We start from the raw sequence: 14,558 nt of genomic DNA, 5'->3' as shown, positions 1-14,558 counted from the left end.
ACAGCGAATGCGCAAGGAAAAAATGTTTGCCATGCGGATGAGCCTGCCGGACTACGAACGAATCCGCCGCAAGGCGGAACAGGCGGGCGTGAGCATGACGGGATTTCTCACCTCGTCGGCGTTAGGAAAGTCCATCATCGTGGTGGACGGGCTGGACAAGGCTACTGCTGAACTGAAAGCCATCGGGCGGAATCTGAATCGGATCACAACCCTGTGCAACATGGGGAAAATCCAGTGTCCCGACCTGAAAGGGGTTCAGAAAGGTTTTGGCGCGGTCTTTGATTCCCTGTACGGCCTGATGGACCGGAGCTGACTGCATGGCGATTGTTTACGCGGTCAAAGAAAAAACGCAGAGCAAACCAGCTATGTCAAAGGTCATGCGGTATGTGTCGCAGGACAAAAAGACCGTTTACGAGGATCGACAGGGGAACCGGATCAAGCAGGTGTCAGGGCAGAACTGCTACGGAGCGACCGCCTTTCAGGAGTTCATGGCGACCAAGCGCCGCTACCGGAAGGAAAAGGGCGTGTATTTCTATCAGTATGTGCAGTCCTTCAAGCCGGGAACTCCGGTCACTCCGCAGGAAATCCACCAAATGGGCTTGGAACTTGCGAAATATTTTGACGGCTACGAAGTCCAGATAGCAACCCACATCGACCGCGACCACTGGCATAACCATCTGGTGGTGAATTCGGTGAACTGTGAAACCGGTCTGAAATTGCAGTTCAACGAAAAGAATCTGGAGCAGCTCCGTACCCTCTCCGACCAAATCTGTCAAGTGCACGGACTGGAAGTGCTAAAGCCGTATCGGAAACCGGAACACAAGCCGATGCTTGCAGGCGAATACCGGGCGGCGACTCGGGGCGGCAGCTTCAAGTTTCGGCTGATGGCGGCGATTGATCAGGCTATGAAGCAAAGCCGCACCAAGGCCGGTTTTATCGCCTGTATGGAACGGATGGGCTACCGGGTAAAATGGGAACCGCATTATAAATACATCACCTACACGACCCCCGAGGGGCAGCGGTGCAGGGACAATCGGCTCCATGAACAGAAATATCTCAAAGCGGAAATGGAGGAATATTTCAATGCCGGACTTCGAGAAACTCAAGCAGCTCAACCAGCCGGAGAGTGCCTTGCCCGAGCCGCCGAAACAGACGGTCACGGTGCCGTATCTGCCGCAGGTCAGCGCGATTCCGACCGATCAGTGGAACACCATGCTGAAGGGCCAGCAGACAACCGTGCAGCGACTTCAGGATCTGTCGGCCTACGTCGCGGTTCTGCCGAGTGTGGACGACGTGAACAAAATGATGGAGCACTATTACGAGAACGTTTACTATCAGCAGACCGAGAATTTGAAGGATACGGTCCGGCAGGAGAGCCGGACGATTACGGAATCGGTGAATACGGGGATGGAGAAGACGAGGAATACGACGGACCAGACGATGCGGAATACTCTGTACCAATGGGAGACGAAGCTGGTGCACCGGGATATGTCCCCACTCAAAATCAAGGCGAAATGGGGGGGAATCGGGGCATTGATCTCAGCGATGTTCTTGCTCTTGCTAAAGCTGTTGAAGATCTGGTGAATCCGTACAATCCGCAGCAGGAACGGGAAAAGCCGAAACCCGTTCATAAGAAAAGGCACAAACGGAAGAAAAAACAGGTTCTTTCCGAAGACGAGGAACAGGAACTGAGCATGTAAAGGGGAGTTTTGTGAAGTTCAATCATCAAAAGTTTGACTGGAAATGGCTTTTCGGACGCTTGAAATTTGCCCTGACCGACCGCAGCGGCGGGTGGAACGTGCCGCCTTCCCCGCCCCGGAAACCGCTTCGGGAAGTGACGATCGGCGGCACAACCTACCGGATCTCTTCCTTTTTCAGAGCGGACGGCGGCAACGTGGTGGACAGGATAGCCCGCCTGATTGAAAAAGAAGCGGAGAAACCGGCGAATCGTCAGTAAATTGTTGGGCCGGATAGGAGCATACTGTCCTCATAGATAATAGGCTCTTATCCGGTTTGACTGACAGAGAAACGGAGGAAAAATGGCCATTCAGTCAAATCGGTTGGATGCGCTGTACTGCCGCCTCAGCCGCGGCGACGAACTTCAGGGGGAGAGCAACAGCACCTTGTGTTCAAAGGTACGCAGGAAGCGATTATTGACCCCGACACATGGGAAATCGTTCAGCGGGTCCGGGAAGGGAAACGCAGTCCAACACGCATGGGAACCATGGACAAATTCTCGGGATTGGTATTCTGCGCCGACTGCGGAAGCCGTCATTACTGCATCCGTGCCACCACGATGACGAGCGAACAAATCAACTATATTTGCGGAACCAGCCCTAAAAAAGGCAAAGAAGTCTGCACCGCACATTTCATCCGCGCCGCCGTTTTGGACCAGCTTGTGCTGGACGACATCCGCAGGGTAACGCGGTTCGCAAGTCGCACGAGCAGGAATTCGTTCAAATGCTGATGGACAAAAGCGCCGCCGAATCCAGACGGGAACTGAATTCCAAGCGCAGAGAACTGGAAAAAGCAAAGCGCAGAATTGAGGAACTGGATCGGATTTTCTGGAAACTATACGAGGATAGGATCAATGGCATACGGACTGACCAAAGGTTTGAATTACTCTCACAGGGCTACGAGCAGGAGCAAAAAGAACTGACTGCCAAAACGGAGCAGTTGGAGCGGGAGATTCAGGAGAGCGGGGAGAAAGCCGTTCATGTGGATCGTTTCCTTGCCATTGTCCACAAGTATACGGATATTCGGGAACTGACTCCCGAATTACTCCGGGAATTCATCCAGCGGATTGAAGTCCACGAGCGAAGCGTCTACTGCAGCCCGAAAGCCACACAGCAGGTTGATATTTACTACAATTTCGTCGGGATGCTTCCGGAAGCGCCCGAAACAGAAGAATAGCGCGGAAACCGCATGGTTTCTGCGCTATCTGGAACATAAGGAAGGAACTTCCTTATTACGCCCCGCCAAGGCGGAGTTTTTTGCTTTGCCTTCTTGGAACAGCGCAGAATGCGTCGGCATAGAATACATTCAGGAAGGGAAGTATTCTTTTTCTCTGCAGTTGGAACGGAGGCGCAACATGGTCGATTTTGTAATGCGGTTCGGCAATGTAGATACGGGCTTTACCGCGGCCGAGGTTTTAAAAAGCATGGGATATCCGGTCATTTACTTCATTCACGACGGTATTACCCGCAGCGGAAAATACATTCAGTACGGCACGGTCGAAATGGTTGCTCCGAAAAGGATGATTTTTGAATCTTAAAGTGCGGCTTTTTCCGTTTTCTCATAGACGGAGGTCATTTTCTCCTTACGATACAGGATAAACATCCCCAGAGAGCCGGTAAGAACCACCACTGCAACTATTCGCCAACTGGTATGGTAGTTCAGCACGGAAAGCACGTGGCCCATAAGAAACGGTCCCGCTGCTCTGGCTGCTCCGCGGACAAAACTGCTGAATGCGTTGATTCGACCGCGGTAATCGGCGGGAGAATGGTTGGCCAAAAAGGTGCCAATGTTGATGGTGGTGACAATTTCACCAAGCGTAAACAGCTCCGTGCTGATCCAGAACAGAATCAGGCTGTTTCCCACACTGAACCCAAGGTAGGAAACAAAGTATAGAAATCCGCCGAACGCCACGACGGCGAGCGGACGAAACCGGTGCGTCAGCGAAGTGACAAGAGGGGTTAGCACAATGACGGTGAAAGCGTTTGATGCGCTGAGTAGGCTGTAGAACTCCGCGCTGCTGTCGCCGAACAAATCCCCAAATTGAATGGGAAGCATAAAGTTCCATTGGGAATAGCAAAAATCATAAGTAAACATTAGAACAATAAACATCAGCAGAACCGGAACGGCCCTCAGTACGAAAAAGGCAGACTGCTTTTTTCGCTCCGTGCCGGTCTGCTTTTCTTTTTGGGAATTTCGATGGTATACTTCCGGAATGCCCAGTGCAATTACGATGGTAAAGGCGATGGTCGTGATGGCGTCCAGAAGAAACAGCAGGGAAAGGTGGTTTTGAAACAGCTGCCCGCCGATAATTGGGCTGAATGTCATGCCAATGTTTATGCCGAGGTACATCAGGGAATAAGAGGCCTTCCGGTTTTCCGGGGTGGTCAGGTCGGCCAGCATAGCGTCGAACGCGGGGTCGGCCATAATATAGATGTTTGAGGCGATGACAATAAACGCAATCATCGCAGTGTGGTTTGAAACAATTCCGCACAGGGCATAAAAAAATGCACCCACAATGTTGCAGAGAATTAAGATCTTTTTTCTTCCGATGGTGTCGATTAGTTTGCCCCCAAGCATCAGGGTGGGCGCCTGCGTAAGGGTTAGCAGGGCGGTAAAGGTTCCGGTATCCGCTTTGGAAATCCCGAGTTTTTGGGTTAAAATCAACGTCAGCAAAGGCATAATGAAACTGCCCATGCAGTTGATAATTCTTGCCAGAAACAGAAGATAAACTTCCTTCGGAAGTCCCGCATAAGCGGACAAGTAGTGCTTTTTCAAAATTGCTCCTTTTCCGGGAAGGAAAACCATAGCCACGGATGTGTTTTCTTTCCCAACCCAGGGAAGAACTGCAGATGAGTAACATATTAATTATATCGGATTCAACATGTAATTTCAATAAAATCGTTCTGCGAAGAATCCTGTGGGAATGAATAAACTTCCTTTTTCGGAAGTAGTTATGGGTAATGGGAAAAAGTCTTTTTTGTTTTTCTGTACGCTGAAATTTCCGTGTCTTAGAAAGACGCAACCGCAAGCTTCTAAGCGCTATTGGCCGGCAGCGAAAGGACGGTACTCCAAATGAAAATTGTAGCGGGACTGACTCTGTGTCTCTCAATCATCGGTCTAATCACTTCCCTGCATGTAAGCGAAAACCATACAGGCTATGGGGTTGGGCTGAAACTGATGCTGCTTGTTCTCTCGGTTTTCAGCGCATTTTTTTCCATCCTGTTTTTAATTTTATATTAAGGCATAAGGTAGCAATTTAAGATGTGTAATTTCTTGCCCGGTGCCATACCTGCCGCGATAATAAAGGGTCGATTCGTAGGAATGAAAGCAGTCCGAAAAATGTATTTTTTTCCCTCTTTCTTGTTGCTGGTTTATTTTTTCAGTACTAAATGCTATAATCTACCTATATATGACATGGAGATTAGAGCAATGAATTTTAACGTAAACGAGTTACTGAATTCCCTCTCCTTCACGCTTGATTGTGTGGAGGGCGGACTGCTGAAAAATGTTACCAATCATGGAAGACGGGTAGCTTATATTTCCGCCCGCATCGGAATGATGATGAAGTTTACCGGCCATGATCTGTTTGACCTCATTTCTTACGCGTTGCTGCACGATAACGGTGTTACCAAATCCCTACTTCACGCTTCTAACATGAATGAGTTCTATCAGGCAGAACTGAACCGTATGCATTGCATCGAAGGGGAAAGCAACATTGAGGCTTTCCCGTTTTTCCACCGTGTCCCGGACGTGATCCTGTACCACCATGAGCGGTATGACGGCAGCGGATTTTTTGGTGTGAGCGGGGATGACATTCCGCTTTATTCCCGCATTATCGGGCTGGCCGATTTTATTGCCGTTATCTATTCGGAACAGAAAACCTATACGGAAATTCTGGAAAGCTTGAAAAAATCCAGCCGCCTTTTTGACCCGACTCTTCTGGCGGCGGTGTATGAGTTGGGGCACAATGCGGAATTCTGGCTGAATATGAATGATATGTTTGTCTTCGGAGCGCTGAATAAAGTAATGCCGAGTGTTGTCCGGAACTTCAGTTACCGTGAAATGCGATCCGTTTCTCAGATCTTTAGTAATATTATCGATGCCAAATCGCCCTTTACCGGCTCGCATTCCCGGGGAATCAGTGCAAAAACAGGGGTTTTATGCCGGTACTACGAGTATGATGAGGATACCTACTGGAAAATGCGCATCGCGGCGGACCTGCATGATTTGGGGAAGCTGATGGTTCCAAACCAGATTTTGGACAAGCCCGGCTCCCTTACCCCTACGGAGATTCTAATCGTTCAGTCGCATCCGTTTTATACCCGGCGGGCATTGGAGGTCATCTCCGGATTCGAAAAAATCGCGGACTGGGCGGGCAACCATCACGAAAAGCTGAACGGAAAAGGGTATCCATATGGACTGGATGCTTCCTTCCTGGATTTTAATTCCCGGATTCTGGGATGCATCGATATTTACCAGGCGCTGACGGAGGACCGACCGTACCGTCAGGGTTTGTCCCATGGTCAGACCATTACGTTGATGCGCGGCATGGTGAACAGGGGACTGATCGAAGGCTCGATTGTGGAGGATATTAACTCGGTATTCGGGGAAAGCGTACAACTCAAGGACTTCACCGAATAAGATAGGGAGAGTGACTCGCAATGTTTCTGGATATACGTGAATTTTCCAAACCGTGTAGTTGCGGCCGTACACATCAAATCGAAGTAAAGAAAATCATGGTGGAAAAAGGCGCGCTGCAGCACCTTCCAGAACTGCTTTTTTCCTGTGGGCGGTTTCGGCAGCCGACCATTATTTGTGACGAAAATACATATTCTGCGGCTGGTCATGACGTGCAGAAGCTCTTTCCGCATGCGGCGTGCGTTCGCCTCAATCCGGACGGACTGCATGCCGACGAACATGGAGTGGCTCAGGCCGAATCCGGTATGAATCCGGAAACAGATGTGCTTTTGGCGGTTGGTTCCGGAACCATACACGATATCACGCGCTACTGTGCGAACAAGCGGCGTATTCCGTTTGTTTCAGTTCCCACAGCGGCCAGCGTGGACGGCTTTGTTTCCACCGTTGCGGCCATGACCTGGCATGGTTTTAAAAAGACGTTCCCAGCGGTTTCTCCCATTTGTGTGGTGGCCGACAGCACCGTATTTTCCAAAGCGCCTGCCCGGCTTACCGCGTCCGGCGTATCCGATTTACTAGGAAAATATACCGCACTTGCGGACTGGAAGATTTCTCATCTGGTCACCGAGGAATATCTTTGCGATCGCGTGTGTTCCCTGGAATACCGCGCGATGCGTGAGGTGTGTGGGGTACTGCAGGAAATTCGCGCAGGCAACGAGGAAGCCTGCGAGAAACTGATGTACGCGCTGCTCCTTTCCGGCCTTGCTATGCAGATGGTAGGAAATTCACGCCCGGCTTCCGGGGCGGAGCATCACTTTTCCCATCTTTGGGAAATGGAATTGATAAACGGTCCGATTGACGCATATCATGGGGAAAAGGTATCCGTTGGACTGATGATTGCCGTCGAAGAGTACCGCCGTGCAAGGGAAGCGCTTGCCGCGGGAAAATACCGTTGGGCCGATTACTCCGGACTGGAAATGGGTTTGCTGAATCGGGAAATTCCATCCGCCGCCATGCGGGAGGAATTAATTCGGGAAAATACCCCTGACCCGCTTGCGTCCATTGACAAAGACCGATTGAAAGCGGCGATTCCTGGAATTGTCCAAATCCTATCCGAACTTCCGTCGCCGGAAGAGGTTCGGCGGCTCCTGACCGCGGCGGGCTGCAAAACCAGCCTTGGGGAAATCGGGCTTGATCCGCAAATTTTGGAAAAATCCATTCGGCTTTCGCCGTATGTAAGAAACCGGCTGACCTTGATGCGCCTGAAAAAGCTGTTTCAATTTTATTAGACTAATTGTATAAAATTAATCTAAAATACTAATAGGAAAAGACAGACCCGCGTTTGGATCTGTCTTTTTTTATTATTCGTGCTGAAGACCGTTATTCACCTTGTCTTTTGGCTGGGGAATATCATAGATATCGGTATAAGACTCTACTTCATTATCGGAACCCGGTGAATCCGGTATCAGTCCGGTGCACTCTGTGGTAGAAACGACGGATTCCGAATCAAAAAAGGAATCTTCGTCATGTTCATAAGGCCAGTATTTTTCCTTTTTCAATGAATTACCTCCTTTTGGTTTCGTTCCTTATAGTTTGTCCGAATTGCGGATTTTAAATCGGCTTTTTTGATTCTTTTTTTGGAAGTGAAAATACACAAAATAAGGAGGATAAATATTCAAAATTGGTCCGGCAAAATACGCTTGGAAACTTGACAAATAAGGCCTGCACAGGTACAATAATATTAGGATGTTAGCAAAGGCTAACTACTTGCAATAAAACAGAAAAATTGTGGGGGAACGTTTGATTGAATTTTCAAACGGGAAGGTTTGTCCTTTCCCTCCCGGCATCCGGGTGGGAAAGGACAAATCTTCCGAACCGCGGCGAAAGGATGGTCATGCATATGACGCTGAATGAACTGAGAATTGGCAGCAAGTCCAGAATTATTGCGGTAAATGGACAGGGCGCATTGCGAAGGAGGCTGCTGGATATGGGGCTGACGCCTCATACTGAAGTAATGGTTCGGAAAAAGGCACCGATGGGAGACCCGATTGAGTTGCAGTTGCGTGGTTATGAACTTACCATCCGCCTGGATGATGCAAAAAATATTGAAATTGAGGAGGCCTAACCATGATTTTTGCGTTGGCCGGAAACCAAAACTGCGGAAAGACAACGCTATTTAATCAACTGACGGGTTCCAACCAACATGTTGGGAATTTCCCTGGCGTTACTGTGGAACGCAAAGACGGAATGATCCGCGACCACAGCGATGTAATGGTTGTGGACCTTCCCGGTATTTATTCTCTTTCCCCATACACCAACGAAGAAATCGTAACTCGTGATTTTTTGCTGAAAGACCATCCAGACGGCATCATTAATATTGTAGATGCCACAAATATAGAGCGGAACCTGTACCTCAGCATGCAACTGATTGAACTGAATCTTCCTATGGTGATCGCGCTGAATATGATGGATGAGGTTCGCGCCAACGGCGGCACCATCAAAATCGAAAAGCTCCAGCAGGAGCTTGGGGTTCCGGTTGTTCCTATTTCCGCCAGTAAAAACGAGGGAATTGACGAACTGATTGATACCGCGTTGAAAGTGGCACAGGCAAAGCAGCTGCCCAAACGCCAGGACTTTTGTTCCGGTGCCGTGCATAGAGCGATTCATTCCATTACCCATCTGTTGGAGGATCACGCGGACCGCATTCATGTGCCGTCCCGGTTTGCCGCCACAAAGTTGGTGGAGGGCGACGAGCCGATGATGGAGGCGCTCGGCCTTTCCGACAATGAAAAAGATATGATTGCGCACAGCGTGACCGAAATGGAGCATGAGCTTGGGACTGACCGGGAAGCGGCGCTGGCGGATATGCGCTATTCCTTTATTGACCATTTGTGCAAAGACAGTGTGGTAAAGCCGGAGGAATCAATCGGGCACCGGCGCAGTGTAAAAATCGATAATATTCTCACACATAAATATTTAGCAATTCCGATTTTTCTACTTGTCATGATGCTGATTTTCTGGCTGACCTTCGGGGTGATTGGCAGTACGCTGAGCGATCTGCTTTCTAAGGGGATCGACTTGGTTACCGGCGCAGTGGACGCGGGACTGACCGCGTATGGAATCAACCCGGTGGTGCATTCCCTGATTATTGACGGCGTGTTCGCCGGGGTCGGCAGCGTGCTTTCGTTTATTCCGATTATTGTCACCCTCTTCTTTTTCCTTTCTTTGCTGGAAGACAGCGGGTACATGGCTCGTGTGGCGTTTGTTATGGATAAGCTGCTTCGTAAAATCGGGCTTTCCGGGCGGAGCTTCGTGCCGATGCTGATCGGGTTTGGGTGCTCTGTGCCCGCCATTATGGCGACCCGCACCCTTTCCAGCGAACGGGATCGAAAAATGACGATTTTGCTGACTCCGTTTATGAGCTGCAGTGCAAAGCTTCCGATTTATGCCGTATTTACCATGGCATTTTTTCCAAAATACCGCGCGTTGGTGATGATTGCGCTTTATGTTACCGGAATATTGGTTGGCATCATCAGCGGACTCATTATGAATAGGACAGCGTTCCACGGAAAGCCGGTTCCGTTTGTTATGGAGCTGCCCAACTACCGTATGCCAAGTGCGAAAACGGTCGGATTGTTGATTTGGGATAAGGCAAAAGATTTTTTATCCCGTGCATTTACTGTCATATTTGTGGCAACCATTATCATATGGTTTTTACAGAACTTTGATACACGGCTGAATGTTGTAACAGACAGCACAAACGGAATGCTTGCCGGAATCGGGCGTTTGTTTGCCCCAATTTTTGCACCGCTCGGCTTCAGCGACTGGCGCGTTTCTACGGCGCTGATTACTGGCTTTACCGCGAAAGAAGCGGTGGTCAGCACGCTGGCGGTTCTAACAGGTACCAGCGTCGCCGACCTGCCAACGGCGCTTTCTTCCATGTTCAGCCCGCTGACCGCGTGGTCGTTCTTGATCTTTACACTGCTTTATACCCCGTGCGTGGCGGCAATCAGTGCGGTAAAACGTGAAATGAACAGTGCAAAAAATGCGGCTGCAGTCGTGTTTTATCAGACCGGTATTGCATGGATCGTGGCATTCCTTGTGTATCATGTTGGACTGCTTTTTGTTTCTTAAAAACCCGAAGTTGTCTGTTTGTTGGCCTGAAATCCGTTCGTAAGGGAATCTGCGGACAGAAAGGAGTGTTTATGGGATTATCGGACTATTTGATTTTAGCTGGAGTTCTGGTCTTGGCCATTCTTGCCGTTCGGTACGCGTTCCGTCGCAGAAAACGCTGCTGCGGTGACTGTTCCGCCTGCACGCAGCATAGTTCTTGCACGACCGAAGAAAAAACAGAAAGCCATGACGAGAATCCACCCGCCCCATAAAACAAGCGAACCCGGCCACTCGAATGAAAATCCCTCTTTCAGGCATACTACTGTTGTGCACGCGTTTTCATGCCTGGAAGGAGGAGAATTATGGATTGTAAAAATCCGCCGGATACGGTGCATCGCGTATTCGACCATACCAGTGAGAAAATTAATCAGAAAATACGCAGAGATACCATACAGCGATTGAACGACGATGTGGACGATGACGCTTCCATGATTTCGGAGCGGATCCGCGAACTGAACGAGGAGTGGGATACCGAACGGGTTTTGGAAGCGTACTGTGCCGGCCTGGTTTTGGCCGGAACCGTACTGTCGCTTACCAAGTGCAAATGGGGTCTAATTCTTGCCGGAGCGGCAGGCTGCTCTTTGATGAAGCATGCGCTTCACGGATGGTGTCCTTCGCTTCCGTTGATCCGGAGCCTCGGAATCCGCACTTCGGAAGAAATCTATAACGAAAAAACGGTGTTAAAACAAATTAGAGGCGACTTTTCCCAGGTTACCTCCAGCGTTCCCCTGATGCTGGAAATTGCGGAACGTCAGTAAAGCGCCTGGCAGAACTGTTCTGCCAGGCCGTTTCTTTTTTCAGTAGAAGCTTGAAACGGAGGAACCTACGTGATAAAACCGTAGAAATGAAAGCAAAACCCTTACGAAATGATTGTAAAAGTTTACGAACTATGTTATAACAATATATATATGTCAAGTTGTATGTCAAGTCAATTCGCTCCTGCACTATGGAAAGCGCGGATTTATTCATTTAAATACTTTGGAATTTCTAGTGTGCGTTTCTTACCCCCTATGAAAACCAAGAATGTATTAGATCAGCAAAATTTAGTTAAAACGTATCACTACTTTTAAGAACGTCTTGCTTGGAAAGCGAAAGGATTAGATCATGGATCAAGGCAGTCACTGTATCGTGGCAAACATGACCAAGGAACAATTGCAGGCGATCATTCACGGGATTCCTGAAGGTGTTGCTTTGTTTGCGGGAAACGCGGAGTTGACCGTGCTGTATGCGAACGAAGCTTTCTACCGTATTTTTGGTTACACTCGTGAAGATTTATCAGGAAAGTCAGGAATGGCTGTTCTAGAGCTACTGGTTCTTCCGGAGGATTATCAAAGATTTACAGAGCAGATTGACGGGTGCGGCGGAAGCGAAAATAGGCCGGAATTTCGAATTCGGAGCAAAAACGGAGAACACAGGTGGATTCGGCTGAGTGTGCTCGCCGTGCCGAAAGTTCTTTCCGGTGCGGTTTGCTGTTTCTTTTTCGATATTACCAAGGAAAAAAACGTCCAGCGGGAGCTTCAAATCCAACAGGAACGCTATCGCACCGTTACGGAACAGCTGAACGATGTGTTTTTCGAATATGACTTTGCTGCGGATACCATGACCGCTTCTTCCGGATGGGAGAAAATTTTTGGATACCCCCTGAAAGGGGAGAACGTGCTTTTCAATATTTTTTCCGGCGACTATGTGTATGAAGACGATAAGGAAATCATTTCGCAGATTTTTGAGCGGGCAAATCACGGAATCGCGACCAGCGAACTGGAGCTGAGGGTTCGCAAGGCGGGCGGCGGATATATCTGGGTCAGCGTCAGCACAAACATTCTCTGCGGCGACGACGGCAATCCGATCAAGGTGGTCGGGAAAATCAGCAATATTGATGACCGAAAGAGAGAACGGGAAAAGCTGATTTCCAACGCACAGCGGGAACCACTGACCGGCCTTTACAACAAGATTGCGGTGGAATCCTATATCCGTTCCTGCCTGCGTGTTTCGGACGAAAGCATGCGCCATGCGTTGATGATTATCGATGTGGATAATTTTAAGAGGATCAATGATACGCTCGGGCATCTGTTTGGGGATGCCGTTCTGACGGAGATTTCTTCCAAACTGCGGGCCCTGTTCCGCAGTTCGGATATTATAGGCCGCTTTGGTGGCGATGAATTTATTGTATTTTTAAAAAAAATCGGCAGTGTTCAGCAGATTGCTCAGAAAGCGGGCACTGTCTGCGATATCTTCCGGGAAACCTACACCGGAGTCAATAAGGACTACAAAATCTCAGGAAGCGTGGGCGTTTCGATTTACCCGGAACACGGAAGCAATTTTTATGATTTGTTTCAGCAAGCCGACACGGCGCTGTATCAGGCGAAGCAGCGTGGAAAAGACGGTTTTGTGATTTACGGAAGGACTGGCCTGGATCAGACCGGAAAACTCCAGAGTACGGTGCAACCCGCCTCGGCGGGTAGAATACATATCCGCGCGCCGCAATCCATTGTAACCGATATTTGCACGATGCTTGTCGAAGCGAAGAATGCTGGCGGCGCGTTTGAGATGGTTTTGCGGATGCTTGGCCATGAATTTTTGGCCGGCCGGGTTTTTATTTTTGAACAGGGAAAGGGTTCCTACCGCAAAACATTTGAATGGTATGCGGAGAATAAGAAACCGATGATGACCCCGAGCCCGTATGGGAATTTCAGCTTTGCGCTGTGCCGCTTTCAAGAAGATGGGTATTATTACTGTCCCGATTTGTCACTGGAAGAAATGGAAACAGAGATGCATCACGCCTTAAAGAGTTCCGGTGTGAGAACCTTTTTTCTGTATCCGCTTTTCCTTGCGAATCGTTTGGTGGGCGTGATTGGTTTGGAAGGCGCGTTTCCCTGGCCGATTGAAGAGCGCCGTATCCTGACAGATCTCTGTAAAATTATCGGTCTGTATATCATAAAATATCGGAAGAATGAAAAAATTCAGCAGGAACTGAATTATCTGCACCGTGTACAAGAACGACTCGGCCTGTGCCTTTATGTAGTAAAACCAGACAGCTGGGAACTGAAATATGTGAACCCCTCCCTGAAAGCTGCTGCTCCCGGCGCAAAAGAGGGAGAGCTTTGCTACCGCGCGTTAAAAGGACGAAACAGTGTTTGTGAAAACTGCCCCGCTATTTTGATGGATGGCCGGTGTCGCAGCTTTCACGACGAACCGCAGAAATCTTGGGCGGATTCCTTTGTGATTCCGATGGAAAATGACGAAGCATGCGTTTTAATCGGTTGTAGCGACTCTGCCGGGTTCGTTGGCAGCGGGTGCGGCAATACAACAGGAGAGGAGCATTGCTAATTGATTCAAAATATTGTATTTGATATGGGAAGGGTGCTGATTCATTACCAGCCGCCTGAATATGTGAAGCCCTTTGTTAAAGAGGAGGCGGACCAAAGGCTGCTTCTCAACGCGATTTTTGATGCGCCCGACTGGCCGGACAACGACCGGGGAACGGTTACTTACGAGGAATTTCTGGAACGGATTCGGTCCCGCACGCCGGAAAGGCTGTACCATGCCGCGGAACAGGTCTGGAAAAACTGGATTTTATATTTAACGCCGATTCCAGAAACAAACCAGTTGGCCATGGAACTGAAGCGATGTGGGTACCGGTTGTTTCTGCTTTCCAATGTGAGCACGCGCTATTATGAGTTCCGCAAAACCATTATGGCCATCGATAACTTTGACGGTGAGTTTCTTTCCGCCGAAGTTCACCGGATTAAGCCGGATCCGGAAATTTACCGCTTATTCTTTCAGCGCTTTGCCCTGAACCCGGAGGAGTGCTTTTTATTGACGATAATCCGGATAATATTGAGGCGGCGCGAAAATTGGGAATGCCAGGGTTCTGCTATGGGCAGGACATTGCGGAACTTCGCCGCGCTTTGGCAGATGCAGGGATCCGTGTGGAAACCGAATCAGGCAAATAAAAATATAAAGTGGGTCCCATTATGACCCGTAAGTAGTGTTTGACAAAAGGGAGTGCTGCA

The 14,558-nt window shown here is 49.2% G+C and carries 17 protein-coding genes; 15 read left to right on the top strand and 2 right to left on the bottom strand.

All coding sequences use genetic code 11. From position 1 onward, the window contains the following. Positions 1-7: 7 nt before the first annotated feature. The 6 genes from ACSVDI_RS11360 (at position 8) to ACSVDI_RS11335 (ending at position 3,274) form a co-directional block, all read left to right on the top strand. The gene (locus tag ACSVDI_RS11360) at positions 8-313 is read left to right on the top strand and encodes a plasmid mobilization protein (protein WP_457943035.1); all 306 of its coding nucleotides are present in this window, start codon (positions 8-10) and stop codon (positions 311-313) included. A 4-nt stretch (positions 314-317) separates the two neighbouring features. Then, on the top strand, positions 318-1,700 hold the full coding sequence (locus ACSVDI_RS11355) for a relaxase/mobilization nuclease domain-containing protein (protein ID WP_457943033.1): 1,383 nt from the start codon (positions 318-320) through the stop codon (positions 1,698-1,700). Positions 1,701-1,711: 11 nt separating this feature from the next. Further along, positions 1,712-1,957, top strand: coding sequence for a hypothetical protein (locus ACSVDI_RS11350; protein ID WP_457943031.1), 246 nt, complete (start codon positions 1,712-1,714; stop codon positions 1,955-1,957). Between the two features lie 168 nt (positions 1,958-2,125). Beyond that, positions 2,126-2,467, top strand: a complete 342-nt coding sequence (locus ACSVDI_RS11345) for a zinc ribbon domain-containing protein (RefSeq protein WP_457943030.1) — start codon at positions 2,126-2,128, stop codon at positions 2,465-2,467. Beyond that, positions 2,461-2,913: a DUF4368 domain-containing protein gene (locus ACSVDI_RS11340; RefSeq protein ID WP_457943028.1), complete on the top strand. Its 453-nt coding sequence runs from the start codon at positions 2,461-2,463 to the stop codon at positions 2,911-2,913. Before ACSVDI_RS11345 ends, ACSVDI_RS11340 begins: the two co-directional genes overlap by 7 nt. Positions 2,914-3,091: 178 nt before the next feature. Continuing rightward, positions 3,092-3,274 (top strand): hypothetical protein, encoded by a 183-nt coding sequence (locus ACSVDI_RS11335; protein WP_457943027.1) that lies wholly within the window; start codon positions 3,092-3,094, stop codon positions 3,272-3,274. Here the strand turns inward: ACSVDI_RS11335 and ACSVDI_RS11330 are convergent. Further along, complete coding sequence (locus tag ACSVDI_RS11330) at positions 3,271-4,512, bottom strand: MFS transporter (RefSeq protein ID WP_457943026.1); 1,242 nt, start codon at positions 4,510-4,512, stop codon at positions 3,271-3,273. The genes ACSVDI_RS11335 and ACSVDI_RS11330 overlap by 4 nt on opposite strands. Before the next feature lie 297 nt (positions 4,513-4,809). Here ACSVDI_RS11330 and ACSVDI_RS11325 point away from each other — a divergent pair, with 297 nt between their 5' ends. The 3 genes from ACSVDI_RS11325 (at position 4,810) to ACSVDI_RS11315 (ending at position 7,661) form a co-directional block, all read left to right on the top strand. Next, positions 4,810-4,977, top strand: coding sequence for a hypothetical protein (locus ACSVDI_RS11325; RefSeq protein ID WP_457943024.1), 168 nt, complete (start codon positions 4,810-4,812; stop codon positions 4,975-4,977). A gap of 189 nt (positions 4,978-5,166) precedes the next feature. Then, positions 5,167-6,378 carry an HD-GYP domain-containing protein gene (locus ACSVDI_RS11320; protein ID WP_457943022.1) on the top strand — a complete coding sequence of 404 codons (1,212 nt, stop codon included), beginning with the start codon at positions 5,167-5,169 and terminating at the stop codon, positions 6,376-6,378. Between the two features lie 20 nt (positions 6,379-6,398). Beyond that, positions 6,399-7,661, top strand: a complete 1,263-nt coding sequence (locus tag ACSVDI_RS11315) for a sn-glycerol-1-phosphate dehydrogenase (protein WP_457943020.1) — start codon at positions 6,399-6,401, stop codon at positions 7,659-7,661. A 72-nt stretch (positions 7,662-7,733) separates the two neighbouring features. Here ACSVDI_RS11315 and ACSVDI_RS11310 read toward each other — a convergent pair whose 3' ends face one another. Next, positions 7,734-7,931: a hypothetical protein gene (locus ACSVDI_RS11310; protein WP_457943018.1), complete on the bottom strand. Its 198-nt coding sequence runs from the start codon at positions 7,929-7,931 to the stop codon at positions 7,734-7,736. A gap of 341 nt (positions 7,932-8,272) precedes the next feature. On the opposite strand from ACSVDI_RS11310, the gene ACSVDI_RS11305 reads away from it, so the two are divergent. The 6 genes from ACSVDI_RS11305 to ACSVDI_RS11280 all read left to right on the top strand — a co-directional run bounded on the left by ACSVDI_RS11305 (position 8,273) and on the right by ACSVDI_RS11280 (position 14,523). After that, positions 8,273-8,497, top strand: coding sequence for a FeoA family protein (locus ACSVDI_RS11305; protein WP_457943017.1), 225 nt, complete (start codon positions 8,273-8,275; stop codon positions 8,495-8,497). A gap of 2 nt (positions 8,498-8,499) precedes the next feature. After that, positions 8,500-10,506, top strand: coding sequence for a ferrous iron transport protein B (gene feoB / locus ACSVDI_RS11300; RefSeq protein WP_457943016.1), 2,007 nt, complete (start codon positions 8,500-8,502; stop codon positions 10,504-10,506). Positions 10,507-10,577: 71 nt separating this feature from the next. After that, positions 10,578-10,757 carry a FeoB-associated Cys-rich membrane protein gene (locus ACSVDI_RS11295; protein ID WP_457943014.1) on the top strand — a complete coding sequence of 60 codons (180 nt, stop codon included), beginning with the start codon at positions 10,578-10,580 and terminating at the stop codon, positions 10,755-10,757. A gap of 90 nt (positions 10,758-10,847) precedes the next feature. Then, the gene (locus tag ACSVDI_RS11290) at positions 10,848-11,303 is read left to right on the top strand and encodes a DUF2892 domain-containing protein (protein ID WP_457943013.1); all 456 of its coding nucleotides are present in this window, start codon (positions 10,848-10,850) and stop codon (positions 11,301-11,303) included. A gap of 346 nt (positions 11,304-11,649) precedes the next feature. Then, positions 11,650-13,872 (top strand): sensor domain-containing diguanylate cyclase, encoded by a 2,223-nt coding sequence (locus ACSVDI_RS11285; RefSeq protein WP_457943012.1) that lies wholly within the window; start codon positions 11,650-11,652, stop codon positions 13,870-13,872. Then, positions 13,873-14,523, top strand: a complete 651-nt coding sequence (locus ACSVDI_RS11280) for an HAD family hydrolase (protein WP_457943011.1) — start codon at positions 13,873-13,875, stop codon at positions 14,521-14,523. Positions 14,524-14,558 lie beyond the last annotated feature (35 nt).

The organism is Caproiciproducens sp. LBM24188, assembly GCF_054130445.1.
Note: the sequence above shows the minus strand (reverse complement) of the source record. Positions and strands in the feature narration are given on the sequence as shown.

Excerpts from the sequence above, each read along its gene's own strand:
- ACSVDI_RS11360 (WP_457943035.1), top strand. The coding sequence starts at position 8 with ATGCGCAAGGAAAAAATGTTTGCCATGCGGATGAGCCTGCCGGACTAC.
- ACSVDI_RS11355 (WP_457943033.1), top strand. The coding sequence starts at position 318 with ATGGCGATTGTTTACGCGGTCAAAGAAAAAACGCAGAGCAAACCAGCT.
- ACSVDI_RS11340 (WP_457943028.1), top strand. The coding sequence starts at position 2,461 with ATGCTGATGGACAAAAGCGCCGCCGAATCCAGACGGGAACTGAATTCC.
- ACSVDI_RS11335 (WP_457943027.1), top strand. The coding sequence starts at position 3,092 with ATGGTCGATTTTGTAATGCGGTTCGGCAATGTAGATACGGGCTTTACC.
- ACSVDI_RS11325 (WP_457943024.1), top strand. The coding sequence starts at position 4,810 with ATGAAAATTGTAGCGGGACTGACTCTGTGTCTCTCAATCATCGGTCTA.
- ACSVDI_RS11320 (WP_457943022.1), top strand. The coding sequence starts at position 5,167 with ATGAATTTTAACGTAAACGAGTTACTGAATTCCCTCTCCTTCACGCTT.
- ACSVDI_RS11315 (WP_457943020.1), top strand. The coding sequence starts at position 6,399 with ATGTTTCTGGATATACGTGAATTTTCCAAACCGTGTAGTTGCGGCCGT.
- ACSVDI_RS11305 (WP_457943017.1), top strand. The coding sequence starts at position 8,273 with ATGACGCTGAATGAACTGAGAATTGGCAGCAAGTCCAGAATTATTGCG.
- feoB (WP_457943016.1), top strand. The coding sequence starts at position 8,500 with ATGATTTTTGCGTTGGCCGGAAACCAAAACTGCGGAAAGACAACGCTA.
- ACSVDI_RS11295 (WP_457943014.1), top strand. The coding sequence starts at position 10,578 with ATGGGATTATCGGACTATTTGATTTTAGCTGGAGTTCTGGTCTTGGCC.
- ACSVDI_RS11290 (WP_457943013.1), top strand. The coding sequence starts at position 10,848 with ATGGATTGTAAAAATCCGCCGGATACGGTGCATCGCGTATTCGACCAT.
- ACSVDI_RS11285 (WP_457943012.1), top strand. The coding sequence starts at position 11,650 with ATGGATCAAGGCAGTCACTGTATCGTGGCAAACATGACCAAGGAACAA.